Below are 22,668 nucleotides of genomic sequence, written 5' to 3' on the forward strand. Positions count from 1 at the left end.
GGAGAGCGCGATGAGACGTCTCGAGGGCAAGGTGGCGCTGGTGGTGGGCGCCGGCTCGATCGGGCCGGGCTGGGGCAACGGCAAGGCGACCGCAGTGACCTTCGCGCGGCAGGGCGCGAAGGTGTTCTGCGTCGACCGCAACAGGGAAGCGGCGGCCGAGACGGCCGCGATCATTTCAGGCGAAGGCGGGCAGGCCGAGGCCTACACCGCCGACGTGTCGAAGGCGGCCGAGGTCGAGGCGATGGTCAAGGCCTGCTTGGCTGCCTATGGCCGCATCGACGTGCTCGACAACAATGTCGGCATTGCCGAGATGGGCAGCGTCGTCGATGTCGAGGAGGCCGAATGGGACCGCGTGTTCGCGGTCAACCTCAAGAGCGCCTATCTCGCGATGAAGCACGTCATTCCGGTCATGGTCGGGCAGGGCGGCGGCTCGATCATCAACATCTCGTCGGTCGCCTCGATCCGGCAGGTCGGCATCTCCTATGTCAGCTACGGCGCCAGCAAGGCGGCCATGAACCAGATGACGCGCACGACAGCGGTCGAGTTCGCGCCCAAGCATGTCCGCGTTAACGCGATCCTGCCCGGGCTGATGAAGACGCCGATGGTTGAGCATTCCGCAGGCCTGGCTGCGAGCTACGCCAAGGGCGATGTCGAGGAGATGTGGAAGAAGCGAGATGCGCAGGTGCCGATGGGGCACATGGGCGACGCATTCGACGTCGCCAACGCGGCGCTGTTCCTCGCGTCGGACGAGTCGAAATACGTCACCGGCATCACGCTGGTGGTCGACGGCGGGCTGACCTGCCGGAGTTGAGTCGAGTCTGTGAGACTTTTCTCCGTCATTGCGAGCAAAGCGAAGCAATCCAGGGGCTCTGCAAGGACTCTGGATTGCTTCGTCGCCTTCGGCGCCTCGCAATGACGGCGGTGGGTGACTGAAGAGCAGTGGCTACTGCGCCATCGCCAGGATGCTGCCGCCGATCGCATGCCACGCCGGCGTGATGCTGATCGGCCAGTTCAGGAGCTTCACCGCGATCAGCGCAAGGCCGCCATAGACATAGACCGGATGGACCCGCCCGAACGTGCGGCGGTCGTAGATGATGGCGACGACGAGCAGCAGATAGGCGACGAAGGCCGGCGGGATGGTGACGAACACCGGCGGCGGGCCGAGCGGGCCGGGCGGTGCGAGGAAAGTAAGAAACCAGCGCGCCACGGCGGCGTCGAGCAGCGAGATGCCGGCGAGCAGCATCAGCCGCTTGTGCGTCTCCGGCCGCCGCGCGTACATGACGGCGAGGGCAAACACGACGGCGAAGAAGGCGATGCCGCTGAGCGGCACGATCGCGAACGCGATGCCTTCATTGGGCTGGCCGATCGCGGCGGAGCGTTTCATCGCTTCAACCGCCACCAGGAACCCGAAGATCGTCATCGCGGTGGCGAGCGAGACGCCGAAGATGCCGAGCGAGCGGTGCCAGGCGGTCCGGCCTGACGCGGCAAGCCACGTCTGGAGGGTGAAGTACAGCGTCCAGGTGAAGAACAGGAAGCCGTGGAAATGAACCACGGGCGCGCCGGAGAACGAGCCGCGCGCCAGCGGCATCCAGTAGGTCGGCGCAAAGCCGAGGAAGGCGGTGGCCATGCAGGCCAGGGCCATGTTGAAATAAAAATAGCGCGCCGGGGACGCAATGACGCCGCGTGCGCGCGAATGCTCTGTCAGGATCGTCATGGAGGTTGTGTCTGCCGCGACTGCCTGAGGTTCAATTCCCGTGCTATCGCCAAGGCCTCGCTGCATCCACGAGTTCGCGAGCCGGACGCGTCGGATGATCACGCGCATGTCAGTTGCCTGCGGGGACGACTCGGCACGGGCGGCGGCAGCATGTCGGCGCGGAAGGACTTCCGCGGCCGCGCCGCGGCTGTATAGTTGACGGAAAGCACTGCTTTGCCGCCGTTGTCCGGCTTGTCCACGCCTTGAGAGAACCAGCCGCTTGCTGATATCCGCTTTAGCGCAGGCCATGAACGTTCGCCGCGGGAATGCGCGGCTGGCCGCGCTCATCACCTCCGGATTGTTGTTCGCGACGGCGGCGCACGCCGTGGGCGCGGCCGAACCGGGCAAGGAGCCCTTGGTCGACGCCGCCGCTTGCATCGCGGCGTCCGAAGCGCGTGACGGCGACAAGGTCCTGACCGAATGCGGGGCGCTGATCGACAATGCCAAGGTTCCCAAGAGCGACCGCATCAATGCGCTGATCGCGCGCGCCTCGATCTACATCATCCGGGGTGAGGCCGATCGCGCGATCGCCGACTATGGCGTCGCCCTGCAGCTCGATCCGACGCTGGCCAACATCTTCAACGCGCGTGGCGAGCTGTATCGAAAGAAGGGCGACCGCCCGAAGGCCCTGGCCGATTTCGCCGCGGCGCTACGGCTCAACCCGGATCACGTCAGCGCGCGCAGCAACTATCATGACCTCGCCGTCGAGCTCGAGCGTCTCGGCGCGCAGATGGCGGTAGCCGGGCGTCCGAGCTTCAACTGTGCCGGCGCGCGCCGCGCGGTCGAGAAGGCGATCTGCGCCGATCCCGAACTGGCCAATCTCGATCGCGAGATCGACGGCTCGCATGCGCGGGTGATGCGCGAGGCCCAGGGGCCTGCGGCCGCGCGGGCCCTGCAGCGCGAGCAGGAGGCCTTCGTTTCGAAGCGAAACGCCTCGTATGGCCGGCCCGGCTACGATCTCAAGAAGGCGATGCAGGATCGGCTGCGGCGGTTGAACGGCGTCGACGGCTATTAACCATCGGCCAGCGGCTTGAACCCGGTTCCGGGCGCGGACGACAACGGGGGAGACCAGCATCTCCCAGTTGCACCCGTCGGATTCAGAGCCGAGACCACAGCTATGCACACCGTCCGTCATTCGCTTTCATCCCGATCCTCTTACCGCACGCTCCGCCTCGCGGCCGGTTTCGTTCTCGGTCTCGGAGCCCTCCCGGCCTTTGCCGCGGACACGGACTGCACATGGGGCAGCAAGGCGCCGCCGGCGGAGCTGATCACCGCCTGCACGGCCGTGATCGAGCAGGCCTCGAGCTCGCCGAAGGACCAGTCCATGGCGCTCGTCGTCCGTGCCGACATCCGCGCGCGGACGCCCGGTGGAATGACCCAGGCGCTCAAGGATTTTGACCGCGCCATCGCCCTCGACGGCAAGAACGCCCGCGCATACCGGCTGCGCGGCGACTACCTGCGGGTGGCCGGTGGCGATGCCAACAAGGCGGCGGCCGATCTCAGCATGGCGATCTCGCTCGATCCGAACGACGCCGAAGCCTATGAGGAGCGCGGCGTCGTCTATGTCACGCAGCGCCGGCTCGATCGCGCCTTGGCCGATTTCGACCAGGCCATCCGGCTGAAGCCGGATTTCGCGCAGGCCTATGCCGACCGCGGCGTCGCGTTCTATCTGCGCGGCGACAATGAGAAGGCGGTGCGCGACTATGACGAGGCCATCCGCCTCGATCCGGACCGTCCCCGCACCTTCACCAATCGCGGCGCGGCCTACAAGAAGCTCGGCCAGATGGACAAGGCGCTTGCCGATGACAGCGAGGCGATCCGCCGCGATCCGAAGGTGCCGGAATATTACGACAATCGCGGCCTCACCTACGCCGCCATGAAGGAGTACGACAAGGCGATCGCCGACTACGACCAGGCGATCAAGATGCAGCCGAAGGCGAATTTCCTGACCAACCGCGGCGACGCCTATCAGTACAAGAACGAGCTCGGCTCGGCCCTGAGCGACTACGATGCGGCGTTGCGCCTTGATCCGGATTTCGCGTCCACCTACAACAACCGCGCCGTTCTGTTCAAGAAGATGGGCGAACGCGCCAAAGCCCTCGCCGACTATGAAGCCGCGCTGCGCCTGAATCCGGGTAACGAAAACGCGGCGGAAGGCCGTCGCGCGATGCTCGCCGAGATCAAGAAGTTCGGTGCCGAGGCGCCGCGTCCGCTGAACGCGCCGTCGGAGCGCAGCGGGCCGTCGTTCGATTGCGCCACCGCCCGGCGCGAGGTCGAGAAGGTCATCTGTGCGGACCCGCAATTGTCGGTGCTCGACCTCGGCATTTCCCAGGGCTATGCGAAGCTCCTGAAATCGTCCCGTGGCCGCGCCGCCGCCGAGCTGCGCAGCACGCAGCGCGATTTCCTGAGTGAACGTAACGCCCGGTTCGGCAAGCCCGGCTACGACCTTCGTCTAGCCCTGCAGCGCCGCCTCGACACGCTTCGGGACGCCGCCGATTGATCCATCCGGGAAAATGACCGGGCCGCAAGGCCTCGCCTGATCCAGATCAATTCATGACGGCTTGAACTGTCGCTTTGTCCCGGACAATAGTCGGGAATAAACAGAGATCTTGGGGAAACGTCATGAGCGCTGCCAGCCGCTATCACGAGGTCCATGCCCGGTCGGTGCAGGACCCCGAAGGGTTCTGGGCCGAGGCCGCCCGCGCGATCGACTGGATCGAGCCGGCCAAGAAGGTGTTCGATCCCACGATGGGCGCCTATGGCCGCTGGTTTGCCGGCGCCGTCGTCAACACCTGCTACAACGCGCTCGACCGCCACGTCGCCGCCGGCCGTGGCGACCAGCTGGCGCTGATCCACGATTCGCCTCTCACCAATTCGGTCACCCGGCTCAGTTATGCCGAGATGCTGAAGGAGGTGCAGACGCTCGCCGCGATCATGCAGGATTTCGGCGTGGGCAAGGGCGACCGCGTCATCCTGTACATGCCGATGGTCCCGGAGGCGATGGTCGCGATGCTCGCCTGTGCGCGCATAGGCGCGGTGCATTCGGTGGTGTTCGGCGGCTTCGCGGCCAAGGAGCTCGCGACCCGCATCGACGACGCGACGCCGAAGCTGGTGCTGTCGGCGAGCTGCGGCATCGAGCCCGGCCGCATCGTGCAGTACAAGCAGCTGCTCGACCAGGCGATCGATCTCGCCGACAACCGGCCCAAGGCGTGCATCATTCTCCAACGTCCCGAGCATGTCTGCGAGCTGAAGCCCGGCCGCGACTATGATTGGGCGGCGCTGCGCAAATCGGCGCTGGCCAACGGCAAGCTCGCGCCTTGCGTGCCCGTGCTCGCGACCGATCCGCTCTACGTCCTCTACACCTCCGGGACGACGGGCAAGCCGAAGGGCGTGGTACGCGACAATGGCGGGCATCTGGTCGCGCTGAAATGGTCGATGGAGAATCTTTACGGCATCAAGCCCGGCGAAGTCTGGTGGTGCGGCTCGGATATCGGCTGGGTGGTCGGCCACAGCTACATCATCTACGGCCCGCTGATCCACGGCGCGACCTCGGTGATGTATGAGGGCAAGCCGGTCGGCACGCCCGATGCCGGTGCGTTCTGGCGCGTCATCGCCGATCACAAGGCGGTGGCGCTGTTCACCGCGCCGACCGCGTTCCGCGCCATCCGCAAGGAGGACCCTGAAGGGACGCTGCTGCGAAAATACGACCTGTCGCAGTTCCGCACGCTGTTCCTCGCCGGCGAGCGCGCCGATCCGCCGACGGTGGAATGGGCCGAGCAGCAGCTCAAGGTGCCGGTGATCGATCATTGGTGGCAGACCGAGACCGGCTGGTGCATCGCCGGCAATCCGGTCGGCCTCGGCCTGTTGCCGGTCAAGCACGGCTCGCCGACCGTGCCGATGCCTGGCTATCAGGTCGACATCGTCGACGAGGCGGCCAAGCCCGTGCCCGCCAACACCATGGGCTCTATCGTAATCAAGCTGCCGATGCCGCCGGGCTGCCTGCCGACCTTGTGGCAGCAGGAGGACCGCTTCAAGGAATCCTACCTCAGCGAATTCCCGGGCTACTACAAGACCTCCGACGCCGGCTTCAAGGACGAGGACGGCTACGTCTTCGTCATGGGCCGCACCGACGACATCATCAATGTCGCCGGCCACCGGCTGTCGACCGGCGGCATGGAGGAGATCCTGGCGTCGCATCCGGACGTGGCGGAGTGTGCTGTGCTCGGCATCAAGGATGCGATCAAGGGCGAGGTGCCCTGCGGCTTCATCGTGCTCAAGGCCGGCGTGTCGCGCAGCCCGTCCGAGATCGAGAAGGAAATCGTGGCGCTGGTGCGCGACAAGCTCGGCCCGGTCGCCGCCTTCAAGCTCGCCATCACCGTCGGCCGGCTGCCGAAGACGCGCTCCGGCAAGATCCTGCGCGGCACCATCAAGAAGATCGCCGACGGCGAGCAATGGAGCATGCCGGCCACGATCGAGGATCCCAAGGTGCTGGAAGAAATCGGCGAGGCGCTGAAGAGCCGGGTGTAGTGGTTACCTGCGTGAATACGCTGCTTAATGTGCAGCACCGGTGTCTACGCCAACCCTCATGGTGAGGAGCGTCGCCCTTGCGACGCGTCTCGAACCATGAGGCCCGCGCTGGGGCCTCGCCCTTCGAGACGCCCGCCTTCGGCGTGCTCCTCAGGGTGAGGGGTGGAAGACGTCTTCGTGACACGAGAGGCGATTGCCGCACCGGGCTTGACCCCGGCGTCCATTGCCGTCAAGCAACGGCTTCAAACCGCCGATTGACGAGAATGGACCGCCCGATGCGACAGACCTCCGCCCGCCTGGCCTTGGTGCTGATGGCCGCTCTTTCGCTGACGGCTTGTGCCTCTCGCAATCAGGGTCCTGCGGTCGCGCTCGGCAATGACGACGACGACGCGGTGTGCCAGGCCGGCGGCAAGGTCGCGCAGGGGTCCGCGGAATACGTCGCCTGCCGCAAGGATCGCGACGTGCAGCGGCAGCGCGCCGAGGCGCGGGCCGATCGGCGGCAGCGCGATCTCGGCGAATACATGATGAATCATCCCGATCGGCCCTGACGCGCGATTGCAAGTACGTCTCATCGCGCGTGACCGCGCTGCAACACTCGCGACCACATTGGCGTCGCTGACGGGCCGTTTGATCGAGATCAAATTCAACACGGTGTCGTCCCTGCCACAGGTGTGACTGCAAGGCGCGGTTTTGCTCGCGCAAATGTAGCTCAAGTGTGGCTATGGGGACCTCGATGAACAGAACATTCCAAATCTCGTCGTCGCTGCTGGTGCTGGCGGCGGTCTGCGGAGCGATGGGCTCCGCGCAAGCAGCCGATCTGCCTGCGGCGGCGCCGGTCTATACCAAGGCGCCGGTGGTCGAGGCCTGGAATCCCTGGATGCTGCGCGTCCGCGCGCTCGGCGTGCTGCCGGATGGCGGCAGCTCCAGCGTGAACGTCGCCGGCGTGCCGGCGCTGTCGTCGCCGAATTCCGGCCTGAAGATCTCCAACCAGGTCGTGCCAGAGCTCGACATCAGCTACTTCTTTACCAAGAACATCGCGGCCGAGCTGATCCTCGGCGTGACGCGGCACTCGATCAGCGGCACCGGCACGCTGGATGGCCTCAACATCGGCAAGGCCTGGCTGCTGCCGCCGACGCTCACGCTGCAATATCACTTCACCGATTTCGGCGCCTTCAAGCCCTATATCGGCGCCGGCGTGAACTACACGGTGTTCTTCAACCAGAGCGCCGCCAACCAGGTCGTGAACGGTCTTGCCGTCACCAACCTGCACATCTCCAACCAGTGGGGCGCGGCGGTTCAGTTCGGCTTCGACTACATGCTCGACAAGCATTGGGGCCTGAACGTCGACGTCAAGAAGCTCTGGCTGCAGCCGAACTACTCGGCGACCGTCAATGGCGCGATTCCGATCACCGGCCGCGCCAACATCGACCCCTGGCTGGTCGGCGCCGGCGTCACCTACAAGTTCTGATCGTCGCGTTCCTCCCAAGACTACCATGGCGCCGGTTTACCGGCGCCATTTTTTTGGAACTATGCGTGGGTCGCGAGCCGCGGGACTGTCAAACTGGTGTCGTCCCGGCCTTGAGCCGGGAGCCATACGCCGCAGCGGCTGTGAGGAATCAGGTGCTGAGTCACGACCATCTCGGGCCGTCACGCAAGCCGGTGGCTATGGGTCCCGGCGTTCGTCGGGACGACACCTTTGATGGGGACAGTCGCCTGCGAATCGATGCCTGAGAGATGGACCCTCGCGCGTCCTACTCTTCCTCTTCTTCCTCTTGCTTCTTGCCGCCGAGGGTCTTGAGCTTGGCGAACACGGCGTCGACGTTGAGGTCGTCCTCGTCGCGGCCGGCCGGCTCGTACTCGTCCTTGCGGGTGGTCTCCGAGGCCGGCAGCAGGGTGGCGCCGCTGTAATTGGCGTCGAGCGGCTTCTCCTTGGCGGCGCGCTGCACCTCGAAATCGAGCTCGATCTGCGAGCACAGGCCGAGCGTCACCGGGTCCATCGGCGTGAGCGTCTGGGCGTTCCAATGGGTGCGGTCGCGGACGCTGGCGATGGTGGTCTTGGTGGTGCCGACGAGGCGCATGATCTGCGCGTCCTTCAGCTCCGGATGGTTGCGCACCAGCCAGAGGATGGCGCTCGGGCGCTCGTGGCGGCGCGACACCGGGGTGTAGCGCGGGCCCTTGCGCTTCGGCTGCGGCGGCAGCACGACCTTGCTCTCCTGCAGCCTGAGCCGGTAATTCGGGTCACGCTCGGCCTTTTCGATCTCCTCGCGGGTCAACTGCCCGGTCGAGATCGGGTCCATGCCCTTGATGCCCTGGGCGGCGTCGCCGTCGGCGATCGCGCGCACCTCCAGCGGGTGCATCTTGGTAAAATCGGCGACCTGGTCGAAGGTCAGCGCGGTGTTGTCGACCAGCCACACGGCAGTTGCCTTCGGCATCAGCGGGGCGTTGCTCATGGCAAATCTCCTTTGTGCTCCGCCCCGGCCCGGGGGGCGAAACCTGCGGTCATCGGCGATGACGGGGAATTCGCCCTATATAAGCCGTCCCGGGGGCGGGGCGCAATGGCCTGACGAAAACGGCCTTGACAGGGCTCGAAAGCAGTCCCAAGTCGTACCCAAACGCAATCTAGCTCGAAGCCGTGCCGTCTCGACCGCCCCCGCTTGCCGGCCCGGGGTGCTCCGGTCGCCGCAACCAGCCCGCACAGATCAGGCCAATAGATCAGCCCATGTCAGATCACCCGATGGCAGCCAAACCAGACCTCAAAATCGTGCTTTGTTCGCCGCGCGGCTTCTGCGCCGGCGTGGTCCGCGCCATCGACACCGTGGAGCGGGCGCTCGCCATCTATGGCGCCCCGGTCTATGTCCGCCACGAGATCGTGCACAATAAATACGTCGTCGACAGCCTGAAGACCAAGGGCGCGATCTTCGTCGAGGAACTGGCCGAGATTCCTGACAGTACCAACGCACCGGTGGTGTTCTCGGCACATGGCGTGCCGAAATCGGTTCCCGCCGAGGCCCAGGCGCGCAATTTCTTCTCGCTGGACGCGACCTGTCCGTTGGTCACCAAGGTCCACCGCGAGGCGGCCATCCACTTCAAGCGCGGCCGCGAGATCCTGCTGATCGGTCATTCTCACCATCCGGAAGTGGTCGGCACCGTCGGCCAGCTCCCGCCGGGCGCCGTCACCCTGATCGAGACCGCCGAGGACGCGGCGACCTTCACGCCGAAGGACCCGAACAATCTCGCCTTTGTGACCCAGACCACGCTGTCGATCGACGACACCGCCGATATCGTTGCCGTGCTGAAGGGCCGCTTCCCGAACATCTCGGGCCCGCACAAGGAAGACATCTGCTACGCCACCACCAACCGTCAGCTGGCGGTCAAGAAGGTGGCGCCGGTGGTCGATGCCCTGATCGTGGTCGGCGCGCCGAACTCGTCGAATTCGCAGCGCCTGCGCGAGGTCGCCGAGCGCGAGGGTTGCCCGATCGCGGTGCTTGCGCAGCGCGCCTCGGACATCGACTGGAAGCGCTTCGAGGGCATCAAGAGCCTCGGCATCACCGCCGGCGCCTCGGCCCCCGAGGTGATCGTCGAGGAGATCATGGGCGCGTTCGCCGAGCGATACGTGCTGCATGTCGAGACCGTCTCGGCCGCGGAGGAAAATGAATTCTTCCCGCTGCCGCGCTCGCTGCGTCCGGAAGCGGCGGCCGAGTAATTCGGCCGCTTCTTTTCCGTCCGACGCGCCCGATCGGCCTTGAACGCGGCGCCTGCATGCGCGATGAAGGCGCAACGGGCCTCCCTGGTTTCGAAGTTCGCATCGGGGGAGGCGAGGGCAGGCGAACTTCGACCATCAGGATAGGGCATGGCGGTCTACACCGACGTCGCCGCCGACGAGCTCGCGGACTTTCTCAAGACCTACGACATCGGCGAGCTGCTCTCCTACAAGGGCATTGCCGAGGGCGTCGAGAACTCCAACTTCCTGCTCCACACCACCAAGGGCTCCTTCATCCTCACGCTCTATGAGAAGCGCGTGGCGGTGGACGATCTGCCGTACTTTCTGGGTTTGATGGCGCATCTCGCCGCGCGCGGCGTCAGCTGCCCGCAGCCCGCGCGCAACCGCGACGGCGCGGTGTATTCCAGCCTGTCGGGCCGCCCTGCGGCGATCATCAACTTTCTGGAAGGGATGTGGCCGCGCAAGCCGGCTGTGGTGCATTGCGCGGGGGTCGGCGAGGCGCTGGCGCGGATGCATCTCGCCGGCCGCGACTTCCCGCTGGTGCGCACGAATCCGCTGTCGGTGTCCGGCTGGCAATCATTGTTCGCCCAGGCCGCCGATCGCGCCGACTACGTGCAGGCCGGCCTCTCGGCGCTGCTGTCGACCGAGCTCGATCACCTCGCGCGCGCCTGGCCGACGCATCTGCCGGAAGGCGTCATCCATGCCGACCTGTTTCCGGACAACGTGTTCTTCCTCGGCGATCATCTGTCGGGCCTGATCGACTTCCCGTTCTCCTGCAACGACATCCTCGCCTATGACGTCGCGATCTGCCTGAACGCGTGGTGCTTCGAGGCCGATCATTCGCTCAACGTCACCAAGGCGCGCGCCTTCTTCAACGCCTATGGCCGGGCGCGACCGCTGTCGGAGGCGGAGCTGGAGGCGCTGCCGCTGCTCGCGCGCGGCGCGGCGATCCGCTTCCTGCTGACGCGGCTGGTCGACTGGCTAAATGTGCCCGCGGGCGCGCTGGTGAAGCCGAAGGACCCGCTCGAATATGTCCGCAAGCTGCGCTTCCATCAGGCGGTGACCAGCGCGCGCGACTACGGCCTTGGAGCTGCGGCATGAGCGAGCCTCCGGTCGTCAGCATCTTCACTGATGGCGCCTGCTCCGGGAATCCGGGCCCTGGCGGCTGGGGCGCGATCCTGCGCTTCGGCGACAAGGAAAAAGAGCTGAAGGGCGGCGAGCCGCACACCACCAACAACCGCATGGAGCTGATGGCGGCGATCTCGGCGCTGGAAGCGCTTAAGAAGTCGTGCCAGGTCGAGCTCTACACCGACAGCCAATATGTCCGTCAGGGCATCACCGGCTGGATCCATGGCTGGAAGCGCAACGGCTGGAAGACGGCGGACAAGAAGCCGGTCAAGAACGCCGAGCTGTGGCAGCGCCTGGATGCGGCGCTGAAGCCGCACAAGGTCAACTGGCACTGGGTCAAGGGCCACGCCGGCCACCCCGAGAACGAGCGCGCGGATCAGTTGGCGCGCGACGGCGTGGCGATGGCGCGGATGCAGAAGAACGTGCGGGGCTGACGAGTTAGTTAGCCGGGGTCCTTGCCTCACCTTCACCTGTCATCGCCCGGCTTGACCGGGTGATCCAGTACCCGCCGGCGGTCGTGCTCTGCCGAGAGGCCGCGGCGTACTGGATTCCCCGCTTGCGCGGGGAATGACACTATTTGTGGGGAGGCGGTGTGCCTCAAGTCTCGACAGGTCGAACGACTTACAGCTGCCCGAGCAGCGTGTCGCCGCCGGAGACCTCGACCTTGCCCGGGGCGGCTTCGAGGTTCAGCTTGGTGACCTTGCCGTCCTCGACCAGCATCGAATAGCGCTTGGAGCGGAGGCCGAGGCCGTGGGCGGTGGCGTCGAGCTCCATGCCGATCGCCTTGGTGAACTCGGCGCTGCCGTCCGCCAGGAACACGGCCTCGTCGCGCTGGTCGGTATCGCGCTTCCAGGCGTTCATCACGAAGGCGTCGTTGACGGAGACGATCGCGATGGTGTCGACGCCCTTGTCCTTCAGGGCATAAGCGTTGAGGAAGATGCTGGGCAGATGCATCTTGTGGCAGGTGCCGGTGTAGGCGCCGGGCACGGCGAACAGCGCGACCTTCTTGCCCTTGAAGATGTCGTCGGTGGTTTTGACCTGCGGGCCTTCCTCGCTCATCACGCGGAACTGGGCCTGCGGCAGCTTTTCGCCAACCTGGATCGTCATATCGAAACTCCTTCCCCTGGATCTGCCTTGCAAACGGGCGTTTGCGAACGGATCTCTGCGAATGTGTCTTGCGCGGTGCGCGCTACACTATTCGGCGGGCTGCAAACGGCAACGGCCCGCCGCGTTCACGACTCCGTCATCGCACAACGGTGCTGCGCTGCCAACGGATCAGGCCGCAGCCGCCGGCTTCTTCTTTTCATCACGCAGCTCGCGGCGCAGGATCTTGCCGACATTGGTCTTCGGCAGCTCGGTCCTGAACTCGATCTGCTTCGGCACCTTGTAGTTCGTCAGCTGCTCGTGGCAGTGCTTGACGATATCCTCGGGGGTGAGGTTCGGGTCCTTCTTCACCACGAAGGCCTTGACGACCTCGCCGGTTTTTTCGTCCGGAAGCCCGATGACGGCGGTCTCCAGCACGCCCGGATGGGCGGCGATGACCTCCTCGACCTCGTTGGGATAGACGTTGAAGCCGGACACCAGGATCATGTCCTTCTTCCGGTCTACGATCTTGATCGAGCCGTCCGCGGCCATCACACCGATGTCGCCGGTGCGGAAGAAGCCGTCCGAGGTCATGACTTTCGCGGTCTCGTCCGGCCTGTTCCAATAGCCGGCCATGACCTGCGGGCCCTTAGCGCAGATCTCGCCGGGCTGGCCGAGCGGCACCTCGTTGCCGTCGTCATCGCGGATCGAGAGCCAGGTCGAGGGCAGGGGCAGGCCGATCGTGCCGGTGAAATCGGTCGAGGTCGGCACGTTGCAGGTCAGGACCGGCGCGGTCTCCGACAGGCCATAGCCCTCGGCGATGCTGCAGCCGGTCACCTGTTTCCACTGGTCGGCCACCGGCTTCTGCACGGCCATGCCGCCGCCGTTCGAAACCTTCAGCTTGGAGAAGTCGATCTTCTTGAAATCGGGATGATGCAGCAGGCCGTTGTACAGCGTGTTGACGGCCGGGAACGTGTTGACCTGGTACTTCATCAGCTCCTTGATGAAGCCCGCGATGTCGCGCGGGTTGGGGATCAGCAGGTTGGCGCCGCCGGCGCGCACCGCGAGCAGGAAGCAGCAGGTCAGCGCGAAGATGTGGTAGAGCGGCAGCGCGCAGACGATCAGGAGCTGATCGACATGCGGCGGCTTGTCCATCACCGGCTGCAGCCAGGCGTCGTTCTGTAGCACGTTGGCGACAACGTTGCGGTGGAGCAGCGTGGCGCCCTTCGAGACGCCGGTGGTGCCGCCGGTATATTGCAGGAAGGCGACGTCGTCCGGACCGATCACCGGCTTCTGAAAGCGCTTGCCGCGGCCGGCGGCGAGCGCGTCGTTGAACGGCACCGCGCCCGGCAGCGAGAACGCCGGCACCATCTTCTTCAAACGGCGGACGACGAGGTTGACGATCACCCCCTTGAAGCCGAGCAGGTCGCCCATGCTGGCGATGACGATGTGCTTGACCTGGGTGTGGCCGACCACCTGCTGCACGGTGTGGGCAAAATTCTCCAGCACGATGATCGCCTCGGCGCCGGAATCCTTGAGCTGGTGCTCGAGCTCGCGCGGCGTGTACAGCGGATTGACGTTCACCACCGCATAGCCGGCGCGCAGCACCGCCGAGATCGCGACCGGATATTGCAGCACGTTCGGCATCATCAGCGCGACGCGCGCGCCTTTCGCCAGACCCAGGCCCTGCAGATAGGCGCCCATCGCGACCGACATCTCGTCGAGCTCGCGATAGCTGATCGCCTTGTCCATGCAGATGAAGGCGCGGCGGTCGGCAAACTTCTTGAAGCTCTCTTCCAGCAGCTCGACCAGCGATTGGTACTTGCTGGGCTCGATATCGGCGGGAACGCCGGCCGGATAGTGCTTGAGCCAGATGCGCTCCATGAACCTTCCCTCTCCTGATCGTCTTTTATGGTCGCTTGATGTGCCGGCGCGCCGGTCGTCCCGGGGGGCGGCATTCGGCGGCCAAAATCTCACCTCCGGCCGGGCAAGGCAAGCGGTCGGGGCGTAGACGAAAGAGGGACGGGGAGAACGCCGTGCCGGCGCCGTGGCCGGCTGCCAGCGCGGGTGTGCGACGCGGGATCAGCCGTCCTTCGGCGCGGGCTTGCCGTCGGTTTTCGGCTTGGCGGCCGCCTTGGGCTTGGCCGGCTTGGCGGCCGTGTCGGAAGCCGCTGATTTTGGGCTGGATTCGTGCTTGGCGGCGTGCCGGGCGGCGGCCGGCTTGGCGTCGGACGTTTTCGCCTCCGAGGGCTTGGAGCCTGGCTTGGCCGCGGGCTTTGCATCCGCCTCGGACTTGGCGGCGGTGCGGGTGGCTGGCTTCGCCTCTTTGCCGGCGGCGGTGGCATGCGCCTTCTTGCCGCGGCGCTTGGCCGGGGTCTGCGCATCGGCGTCGGCCGCGACCGCCGCGATCAGGGCCGCGCCGGTGCGGGTGGGACCGGTATAGACCAGCACGGGCTCGGAGGGGGCGGGGGCTGCGGCCAGCAGCTCGGACGGCTTCATCGTCGGCGCCTGCAGGCCGGCGAGCAGGGTGCCTCCGGTCGATTCGCCCTCGGCGCCGGCAATCGTCTCCTCGCCGTCATCGTCGCTGGCCGGCCGGTGTCGCCTGCCGTTGCACATGTCGTCGCGCAGGTTCGGCGGCGTCGCGTCGACGGGGGCAAGCTGCTCGACATTGCCGAGCGGCGATTTCAGCCAGCTCAGCTGGTTGCCGTTGAAGCCGCGGTCGAGCATCTGGATCGCGCGCACCGCCCGCATCTGGCCCGAGGAGGCGCCGAGCACGACCGCGATCAGGCGCTTGCCATTGCGCGTCGCCGAGGCCACGAGATTGTAGCCGGAGGCGCAGATGAAGCCGGTCTTGAAGCCGTCGGCGCCGGGATAGCGCCCGATCAACCGGTTGAAGTTCTGCACCACGCGGCGGCCGTAGCGGATCGAGGGGATGTGCACGAAATATTCGTATTCGGGCAGGTCGCGGATGATCGCCCGCGCCAGGATCGCGAGGTCGCGTGCCGATGTGATCTGTCCATCGGCGGGCAGGCCGTTCGGATTGACGTAGCTCGTCTGCGTCATGCCGAGCTTGCGCGCGGTGTCGTTCATCATCGCCGAGAAGCCGTCGATCGAGCCTCCGACACCTTCCGCCAGCACCACCGCCATGTCGTTGGCGGACTTCACCAGCATCATCTTCAGCGCGTTGTCGACGGTCAGCTGCGTGCCTGGCCGGTAACCCATCTTCGACGGCGACTGCGATGCCGCGGTCGGCGACACCGTGAACAGGGTGTCGAGCGAGATCTTGCCTTCCTTCACCGCCTTCAGCGTCACATAGGCCGTCATCAGCTTGGTGACGGAGGCGGGGTACCACGGATAGGTCGCGTTCTGTGCCTCCAGCACCTTGCCGGTATCGGCTTCGACGAGCAGCAGCGCTTCGGCCTGGGCCAGGCGCGGCGCGAGCAAGAGAGCGGCAGCGAGAGCGAGAACTTTCAGCGAGGAATAGCGGGACAACAGGCGAAGCGTCTGCACTGGTCTGGTCCGGTCCTTTGAGAACCCGCCTCGCATCGCGAGGTGGGCAAGAGGGCTTTCGGGTTTCAAGCGTGTCCGGCGCCGCGTCGGTTGCGGCAGGTCGCGAACCTATACCGGCTCGATCCTGGTTAACAGGGGCCAGCCATTCAATTCCACGATGAAAGCGTCCCGCGATCAGGCCTTGACGGTGTTGCCGTCGCCCTCCGGCGCGGTGAGCGACGCGCGCGCATTCTCCTGCACCATGAACTGGGCCTTTGCCAGTTCCGAGAAATGACCGCCTCTGGCAACGAGTTCATCGAACGTTCCGCTTTCGATCACGCGTCCGTTCGCAAACACCAGGATCCTGGTGGCGTTGCGGATGGTGGAGAGCCGATGCGCGATCACGAAGGTCGTGCGTCCCTTCATCACCTCGTCGAGCGCCGCATTGAGCTTGGCCTCGGTCACGGCATCGAGCGCCGAGGTCGCCTCGTCGAGAATCAGGATCGGCGGGTCCTTCAGCAGCGCGCGGGCGATCGACAGCCGCTGGCGCTCGCCGCCCGACAGCATGCGGCCGCGCTCGCCGGCATTGGTGTCGAAGCCCTGCTCGGCGCGGTCGATGAACTCCAGCGCCTGGGCGCGGGCTGCGGCTGTGCGCAGCTCCTCGTCGGTCGCATCGGGCTTGCCGACCAGCAGGTTCTCGCGGATCGAGCGGTTGAACAGCAGCGCCTCCTGGAACACGACGCCGATGTTCCGTCTGAGCGATGCGAGCTTCAATCCGCGCACGTCCATGCCGTCGATCTTGATGAAGCCGGATTGCGGATCGAAGGCGCGATGCAGCAGCGCGATCGCGGTCGACTTGCCGGCGCCGGTGGGGCCGACCAGCGCGATGGTCTGGCCTGGCAGCGCGGTGAAGCTGAGATCCTCCACCGCCGGCCGCTTGCCGTCATAGGAGAACGACACGTCGTTGAATTCGACGAGGCCGGACAGCCGGCTGACCTCGATCGCATCCGGGCGGTCGCGCACCGCGGGCACGGCGTCGAGCACGGTGAAGAATTCGGCGAGCCGCGGCGCCTCCATGAACACGTTGTTGATGAAGGACACGACCTGCTCGAGCTTCTGGATCAGCATGGTCGCGAACGACACGAACATCACGATCTCGCCGACCGAGGTCAGCCCGGCCTGGTGCAGGGCGATGCCGAGTGTGAAGATCGCGAGCACGGTGATCGTGGTGGAGGCGCGCGTGATCACCGTCACCAGCGCCCACCAGCCGAGCACCGGCATCTGCACCGAGAGCAACTGGCCCGCCACGCTGCGCAGGCCCTGCACCTCGGCATCGATGCGCACGAAGCTCTGCACCAGCGCGACATTGCCGAGCGCGTCGGAGGCCCGCGCCGAGAGATCGCTGTAATGCTCCTCGACCTCGCTCTGCATGCCGTAGGTCTTGCGCACCACGAGCGTGGTCAGCACCGTGAACACCACGCAGAGCACGAACAGCAGGATCGCGAGCCGCCAGTTGAGGTACAGCGACAGCGGCAGCAGCACGAGCACCGACATGATCGCGGCGAAGTGCTCGCGGAAGAACGACAGCCACAGCTTCCACAGCGCGTCGGTGCCGTTGATCATCACCTTCATCAGCCGTCCCGAATGCGTGCCGGAGTGGAACGTCAGCGGCAGCTGCAGGATGTGCTCGAAATAGCTGGTCAGCACCGCGTGGCGCTGGCGATGCGCGAGGCGGTCGGCCTGCAGGGCGACCCATGCGCTTGCGAGGATCGTGAACAGGCCAAACGCCGCCCAGGCCGCGAGCAGCGGCCAGGCCGTCGCTGTCGAGGCGTTGCCCGACAATGAGTCGACGATGCGTCCGAACAGCACCGGCTCGGCGAACTGCGCCACCGCCAGCGCCAGGTTGGCCACGGCGACGATCCAGCCCAGCCGCGCCTCCTTTCCAAGCAATTGAAGCACGCGGAGATAGATGCGGAGCAGGGACATGGCAGGGCGCTTCGTGAGCAGAGATGGAATCACCGCCGGCCGGCGGCTCACCCGATGTTAGCAAGGGATCGGCAATCGCGGCGAGCGCTCAATTGACGAGGCGACTGTCGGCCGGCGGCAGAAAGCCGTTGTCGAAGATATCGGCCGGAGCCGGGCGCTTGTGGGTGAATTTGCGATCCTCGGCGATCTGGTCGAGCGCGCGCTCGAACCGGGCGGGATCGATGCCCCCGAGGCCGTCGCGGCGGACGTCCGACGTCAGCACATTGTCGGCGAGCACGGCCTGCAGCCGCTCCAGTTCCAGCTCGCGCGATGGATCGTCCATCTTGCTCGCCACCTCGGTGATGGCCGCCGCCGGGTCCTTGATGGCGAGCAGCACGCCCGAGGTCAGCGCCCGCAGAAAGCCTTTCACGGCTCCCGGCTGCTTGGCGGCAAAGCCGGGGCTGACGATCACCGCGTGGCCATAGGCCTCGCAGCCATAGTCGGCGAAGCGCAGCACGGCGAGATCGGCGGCCGGCACGCCGCGGTCGCGCAGATTGATCGCCGAGAGGTAGGAGAAGCCGCTGACGGCGTCGACCTGTCCGGCGGACAGGATCGGCTCGCGCACCGCCGCGCCGACGCGCGACAGCTTGATCGTCTCCGCCTTGAGATGATTGTGCTTCACCACCGCCGGCCACAGCCGGATCGAGAGATCGCCCTCGGCGACGCCGACCGTCTTGCCCTCGATGTCGGCGAGCGCGTTGATGCCGCGACTCTTGCGTGCGATGATCGCATAGGGCGCCTTGTTGAACAGCACGAACACGGCCTTGATCGGCTGGCTGTTGGTGCCGTCGCGATAGCGGATCAGCTCGTTGATGTCGGCGAGCGCCATATCGGCCTCACCGGCCGCCACGCGGGCGATCGCCTCGGTCGAGCCCTTGGCCGTGGTCATCGTGACGGTGACGCCCTCGGCGCCGAACAGGCCGCGGCTGCCGGCGAGCACGAACGGCGCCAGGCTGCCATCGAGCGCGCGGTCCAGCGCGAACATCACCGCGACCGGGCGCTTCGGCTCCTCAGCGCTCGCGCGTCCTGAGGGCAACCATCCAGGCGCGACAGCCGCGAGCAGCGCCAGAGCAAGCAGGGTGATGGGTCGTCGCATACGCATCAGGTCACGCGCATCAGGTCACGCCGGTATTGACGAGGCCGCATGGTCTCGGCGCCGGTATTCTAATCAGTTCAGCGGCCGCGACGGCGATCTCGATGTGTCAATTTCGTGACAACGCCGCTCGGGGCCGGCGGTGCTTGATCATGTCCGATGGAATCTGAACGGTCCATGAGCAAGGCCTGCGGCGATTTGCGGCTTCGACTCGCGGTTTCGCCGGGGGAACTGTCACCCCAGTTGAGGAGTTGATTTGGCGAGTTTTGATCACACGGAGGATCCACATGATCGCACAGCGCGGAAGTTTTTCACGCTTTGGCCGTGCTACCGTCCTGGCGACGGTGGCCGCGGTGACGTTGACGACTGTTGCGCCGACCCTCGCCTTCGCCGGCTCCGCGCCGGCTGACAAGGGCACTGTCGCCAAGACGGCCAATGACGGCGGCCTGACCGACGTCAGCGCGCGCCGGCGCCACTATCGCGGCAATGGCGGTGCGGCGGCTGCCGCGGCCTTCGCCGGCATCGTCGGCACGGGTCTCGCCATCGCCGCGGCGCAGAACCGTCGCGCCTACTACGAGGACCACTATTACTACGGTCGTCCGGCCCATTACGGCTACGGCCCCGGCTATAACTATTATGGCGGCGGCGGTCCGTATTACGGCGGTGGCTACTACAATCGCTGGTGATCAACGATCACCCCTCAGAAAATCCGCCGGCCTCGCGCCGGCGGATTTTTTCATGTCTGCCGCACTCGTTAACACCACCGCCATTGATTTTAACTATTGTGGCCGAATGACTGATTCGATCGAGCGGCTCTATCGCGCAGTTCTCGCGGCGAGGGATCTGGATCCCGCGCGCTCGCGCACGGCCAAGCTGATGCAGCAGGGCACCGGCAAGATGGCCAAGAAGCTCGCCGAGGAGGCGATCGAGGTCGCCATCGATGCCGTCGGCGGCGATACGCAGGCGGTGGTGCGCGAAAGCGCCGACCTGATCTACAATCTCGCCGTGCTGTGGGCCGAGCTGGGCATCCAGCCGGAGGACGTCTGGCGCGAGATGGAGCGGCGCGAGCTGATGCTCGGCATCGCGGAGAAACTGCCGAAATCGCCGGTGAAGGTCGCCAAGGCGGCGTCTGCGCGTGTTCCGGGGCGACCGATCGTCGCGGCCGACAACCGGATCATCCGCAAGCGGCATTAGCGTCGCCGAATGGGCACATCGCCCAAAGACAAACGCATGGACAAATGCGGCCCGGTTTGCTTCATCCCCGGCCATGCTCAAACGGATCTACGATTGGTGTATCGACGCCGCCCACAAGCCGCATGCTCTCTGGATCATGGCGGCGATCGCCTTCGCTGAAAGCTCGTTCTTTCCGGTGCCGCCGGATGTGATGCTGATTCCGATGTCGCTGGCGAAGCCGCAACGCGCCTGGCTGTTCGCCGGCGTCTGCACCGCGGCCTCGGTCGCCGGCGGCGTGGTCGGCTATGCCATCGGCGCGCTGCTCTACGACTCGCTCGGCCAATGGCTGATCCATCTCTATGGTCTCGGCGACAAGGTCGACGCCTTCCGCGCCTCCTACGCCGAATGGGGCGCCATCATCATCCTCCTCAAGGGGCTGACGCCGATCCCGTACAAGCTCGTCACGATCACGTCGGGCTTTGCCGGCTACAACCTGTTCCTGTTCGTCATCTGCTCGATCGTAGCCCGTGGCGGCCGCTTCTTCATCGCCGCGATCCTGCTCAATCGCTACGGCGAATGGATCAGGGTGCACATCGAGAAGCATCTCGGCCTGTGGGTGGCGATCGGCGCGGCCGTGCTGGTGGCGGGCTTCGTCATCGCCGTGAAGCTCATCTGATGCGGACGCGGCGCGCCGGGCTGATCGCAGGTTCGGCCTTGATCGCGGCGATGCTGTTCACGGCCGCGGCATGGGCGCAATCGGCCCCTGGCGCTGGCCTGCGCGAGGCACCGCCGCCGCAGCCACCTGCCGCCACGCCGCCTCCGCCGCCCTCCAATCCCGGTCTGGTGGAAGAACTCGGCAAGCTGTTCGACAAGATGTCGATCATCCCGCTGAAGCGCCCCGAGCCCGCCGAGCCGCCTGCGACGGACGATGGCGCGCAGGCCGCGCCGTCGGAGCCGCCGCAGCCGCCACGGCAGGCCGTCCAGCCGCCCGCGCCCAAAGGCGGCGACAACCAGGGCGGCGTCCTGAAGGAGACCGGCGACACGCTCTCGCGGCTCGCCAAACCGTCCACGATGGTGTCCGGCCGCATCGTCTGCCCGATCGCCACCAACGGCACGCCGGACTGCAAGCTCGGCGCCGACAAATTGTGCCAAGGCAAGGGCTACAAGGAAGGCAAGAGCCTCAACACCGATTCCGCCGAGACCTGCTCGGCAAAGGTGCTGATCCCCGGTCGCCAGCGCAAGCCGGACGACTGCCGCACCGATACCTTCGTAACCTCGGCGCTCTGCCAGTAGACCGTCGCGTTCTGGCCAGCGCCTCAACGCAAGACCCTCCACGGGCTTTTCCGGTCCCTCTGCGAGCGAATTGCCATCACGGCATGATGTCGGGCATGCTCGGGATCACGAGCGACCGCATTTCACCAAGAGGAATTCCTGTCCATGTCCATGCCCGCCTTGTTCAAGGGACGCCTGTCGATCCCGGTGATCGGCTCGCCGCTGTTCATCATCTCCGTGCCCGACCTGGTGATCGCGCAATGCAAGGCCGGCATCGTCGGCTCGTTTCCCGCGCTGAACGCGCGCCCGGCCGCGCTGCTCGACGAATGGCTGGCGCGCATCACCGAGGAACTCGCCGCCTACGACCGCGCGCATCCCGAGCGTCCATCGGCGCCGTTCGCGGTCAACCAGATCGTGCACCGCTCCAACAACCGGCTCGAGCAGGATCTGGCGCTGTGCGAGAAGTACAAGGTGCCGATGATGATCACCTCGCTCGGCGCACGCGAGGAGCTGAACCAGGCGGCGCATGCCTGGGGCGGCATCGTCTTCCACGACGTCATCAATCAGTTCTTCGCCCACAAGGCGATCGAGAAGGGCGCTGACGGCCTGATCCTGGTCGCGGCCGGCGCCGGCGGCCATGCCGGCACGATCTCGCCGTTCGCCTTCGTTGCGGAGACGCGCAGCTGGTTCGACGGTCCGATCGCGCTGTCGGGCGCCATCGCCAACGGCCGCGCGATCCGCGCCGCCCGCATCCTCGGCGCCGACTTCGCCTATATCGGCTCGGCCTTCATCGCCACCAAGGAGGCCAATGCGGTCGAGAACTACAAGGACATGATCACCAAGTCCGGTGCCGACGACATCGTCTATTCGAACCTGTTCACCGGCGTGCATGGCAACTACCTGAAGCCGTCGATCGTCGCCGCCGGCCTCGATCCGGACAATCTGCCGACCTCCGACCCCTCGAAGATGAGCTTCGGCACCGATGCCTCCGGCGAGCGAGCCAAGCCGAAGGCGTGGAAGGAGATCTGGGGCTCCGGCCAGGGCATCGGCGCCATCAAGGAGGTGCTGCCCGCCGCCGAGCTGATCGCCCGCTTCAAGAAGGAATACGACGAGGCCATTGATCCGCCGCTGTGAGCTTGCGGCCTGCGGCCGTGCTCCCATCTCGGTGTCATTCCGGGGCGACGCGCGCCAGCGCGATGAGCCCGGAATCCATCGGGCTGCATGATCTGCCGTGAGATGGATTCCGGGCTCGTGCTGCGCACGCCCCGGAATGACGGAGCAGAGAGCTTCCGCTGCGATTGGAGCAGCCGCGAGCTGCGGGCCGTCGCAATGCTACCTACGCGAAAGCGATGAGCCACCGCATCACGTCAAACGGAAAAACGCGGCAGCCGGGGCTGCCGCGTT

General features: G+C 66.0%; 21 protein-coding genes. 14 read left to right on the forward strand and 7 right to left on the reverse strand.

The window, feature by feature from the left end:
- Positions 1-10 precede the first annotated feature (10 nt).
- Positions 11-811: an SDR family NAD(P)-dependent oxidoreductase gene (locus ACQR1L_RS20625; protein ID WP_434859751.1), complete on the forward strand. Its 801-nt coding sequence runs from the start codon at positions 11-13 to the stop codon at positions 809-811.
- Positions 812-943: 132 nt separating this feature from the next.
- Here ACQR1L_RS20625 and ACQR1L_RS20630 read toward each other — a convergent pair whose 3' ends face one another.
- Positions 944-1,714, reverse strand: a complete 771-nt coding sequence (locus ACQR1L_RS20630; protein ID WP_434859752.1) for a hypothetical protein — start codon at positions 1,712-1,714, stop codon at positions 944-946.
- 286 nt (positions 1,715-2,000) lie between these two features.
- Between ACQR1L_RS20630 and ACQR1L_RS20635 the strand changes: the two genes are divergently transcribed.
- The 5 genes from ACQR1L_RS20635 to ACQR1L_RS20655 all read left to right on the forward strand — a co-directional run bounded on the left by ACQR1L_RS20635 (position 2,001) and on the right by ACQR1L_RS20655 (position 7,748).
- Positions 2,001-2,768 carry a tetratricopeptide repeat protein gene (locus ACQR1L_RS20635; RefSeq protein ID WP_434859753.1) on the forward strand — a complete coding sequence of 256 codons (768 nt, stop codon included), beginning with the start codon at positions 2,001-2,003 and terminating at the stop codon, positions 2,766-2,768.
- Positions 2,769-2,870: 102 nt separating this feature from the next.
- Complete coding sequence (locus ACQR1L_RS20640) at positions 2,871-4,253, forward strand: tetratricopeptide repeat protein (RefSeq protein ID WP_434859754.1); 1,383 nt, start codon at positions 2,871-2,873, stop codon at positions 4,251-4,253.
- A gap of 122 nt (positions 4,254-4,375) precedes the next feature.
- Positions 4,376-6,280: a propionyl-CoA synthetase gene (locus ACQR1L_RS20645; RefSeq protein ID WP_434859755.1), complete on the forward strand. Its 1,905-nt coding sequence runs from the start codon at positions 4,376-4,378 to the stop codon at positions 6,278-6,280.
- A gap of 275 nt (positions 6,281-6,555) precedes the next feature.
- Positions 6,556-6,828 carry a hypothetical protein gene (locus tag ACQR1L_RS20650; RefSeq protein WP_434859756.1) on the forward strand — a complete coding sequence of 91 codons (273 nt, stop codon included), beginning with the start codon at positions 6,556-6,558 and terminating at the stop codon, positions 6,826-6,828.
- Positions 6,829-7,013: 185 nt separating this feature from the next.
- Positions 7,014-7,748 carry an OmpW/AlkL family protein gene (locus ACQR1L_RS20655; RefSeq protein ID WP_434859757.1) on the forward strand — a complete coding sequence of 245 codons (735 nt, stop codon included), beginning with the start codon at positions 7,014-7,016 and terminating at the stop codon, positions 7,746-7,748.
- Between the two features lie 283 nt (positions 7,749-8,031).
- On the opposite strand, the gene ACQR1L_RS20660 is transcribed toward ACQR1L_RS20655, so the two are convergent.
- On the reverse strand, positions 8,032-8,730 hold the full coding sequence (locus tag ACQR1L_RS20660; protein WP_434859758.1) for a DUF1013 domain-containing protein: 699 nt from the start codon (positions 8,728-8,730) through the stop codon (positions 8,032-8,034).
- Between the two features lie 284 nt (positions 8,731-9,014).
- Between ACQR1L_RS20660 and ispH the strand changes: the two genes are divergently transcribed.
- The 3 genes from ispH (at position 9,015) to rnhA (ending at position 11,563) form a co-directional block, all read left to right on the forward strand.
- Entirely contained in the window at positions 9,015-9,983 is a 969-nt protein-coding gene (gene ispH / locus ACQR1L_RS20665) for a 4-hydroxy-3-methylbut-2-enyl diphosphate reductase (RefSeq protein WP_035641886.1), read from the forward strand.
- Positions 9,984-10,130: 147 nt separating this feature from the next.
- Complete coding sequence (locus tag ACQR1L_RS20670; RefSeq protein WP_434859759.1) at positions 10,131-11,102, forward strand: homoserine kinase; 972 nt, start codon at positions 10,131-10,133, stop codon at positions 11,100-11,102.
- Positions 11,099-11,563 (forward strand): ribonuclease HI, encoded by a 465-nt coding sequence (rnhA, locus tag ACQR1L_RS20675; RefSeq protein ID WP_434859760.1) that lies wholly within the window; start codon positions 11,099-11,101, stop codon positions 11,561-11,563. Before ACQR1L_RS20670 ends, rnhA begins: the two co-directional genes overlap by 4 nt.
- A gap of 187 nt (positions 11,564-11,750) precedes the next feature.
- Here the strand turns inward: rnhA and ACQR1L_RS20680 are convergent, their stop codons facing one another.
- From ACQR1L_RS20680 to ACQR1L_RS20700, 5 genes are all read right to left on the reverse strand, one after another.
- Positions 11,751-12,236, reverse strand: a complete 486-nt coding sequence (locus ACQR1L_RS20680; protein WP_434859761.1) for a peroxiredoxin — start codon at positions 12,234-12,236, stop codon at positions 11,751-11,753.
- 168 nt (positions 12,237-12,404) lie between these two features.
- Positions 12,405-14,096 carry a long-chain fatty acid--CoA ligase gene (locus ACQR1L_RS20685; RefSeq protein ID WP_434859762.1) on the reverse strand — a complete coding sequence of 564 codons (1,692 nt, stop codon included), beginning with the start codon at positions 14,094-14,096 and terminating at the stop codon, positions 12,405-12,407.
- Positions 14,097-14,294: 198 nt separating this feature from the next.
- On the reverse strand, positions 14,295-15,722 hold the full coding sequence (locus tag ACQR1L_RS20690; RefSeq protein ID WP_434859763.1) for a D-alanyl-D-alanine carboxypeptidase family protein: 1,428 nt from the start codon (positions 15,720-15,722) through the stop codon (positions 14,295-14,297).
- Between the two features lie 174 nt (positions 15,723-15,896).
- Entirely contained in the window at positions 15,897-17,687 is a 1,791-nt protein-coding gene (locus ACQR1L_RS20695; protein ID WP_434859764.1) for a glucan ABC transporter ATP-binding protein/ permease, read from the reverse strand.
- Between the two features lie 88 nt (positions 17,688-17,775).
- Positions 17,776-18,828 carry an ABC transporter substrate-binding protein gene (locus tag ACQR1L_RS20700; RefSeq protein WP_434859765.1) on the reverse strand — a complete coding sequence of 351 codons (1,053 nt, stop codon included), beginning with the start codon at positions 18,826-18,828 and terminating at the stop codon, positions 17,776-17,778.
- 278 nt (positions 18,829-19,106) lie between these two features.
- Between ACQR1L_RS20700 and ACQR1L_RS20705 the strand changes: the two genes are divergently transcribed.
- The 5 genes from ACQR1L_RS20705 to ACQR1L_RS20725 all read left to right on the forward strand — a co-directional run bounded on the left by ACQR1L_RS20705 (position 19,107) and on the right by ACQR1L_RS20725 (position 22,398).
- Positions 19,107-19,505, forward strand: coding sequence for a hypothetical protein (locus ACQR1L_RS20705; protein WP_434859766.1), 399 nt, complete (start codon positions 19,107-19,109; stop codon positions 19,503-19,505).
- Between the two features lie 106 nt (positions 19,506-19,611).
- Positions 19,612-20,013 carry a phosphoribosyl-ATP diphosphatase gene (gene hisE / locus ACQR1L_RS20710; protein WP_434859767.1) on the forward strand — a complete coding sequence of 134 codons (402 nt, stop codon included), beginning with the start codon at positions 19,612-19,614 and terminating at the stop codon, positions 20,011-20,013.
- 73 nt (positions 20,014-20,086) lie between these two features.
- Positions 20,087-20,668 (forward strand): YqaA family protein, encoded by a 582-nt coding sequence (locus tag ACQR1L_RS20715; protein WP_434859768.1) that lies wholly within the window; start codon positions 20,087-20,089, stop codon positions 20,666-20,668.
- Positions 20,668-21,285 carry a hypothetical protein gene (locus ACQR1L_RS20720; RefSeq protein ID WP_434859769.1) on the forward strand — a complete coding sequence of 206 codons (618 nt, stop codon included), beginning with the start codon at positions 20,668-20,670 and terminating at the stop codon, positions 21,283-21,285. Before ACQR1L_RS20715 ends, ACQR1L_RS20720 begins: the two co-directional genes overlap by 1 nt.
- Positions 21,286-21,429: 144 nt before the next feature.
- Positions 21,430-22,398, forward strand: coding sequence for an NAD(P)H-dependent flavin oxidoreductase (locus ACQR1L_RS20725; RefSeq protein ID WP_434859770.1), 969 nt, complete (start codon positions 21,430-21,432; stop codon positions 22,396-22,398).
- The last annotated feature ends 270 nt before the right edge of the window (positions 22,399-22,668 follow it).

This window comes from Bradyrhizobium sp. HKCCYLR20261 (assembly GCF_051168435.1).
Taxonomy (GTDB): Bacteria; Pseudomonadota; Alphaproteobacteria; order Rhizobiales; family Xanthobacteraceae; genus Bradyrhizobium.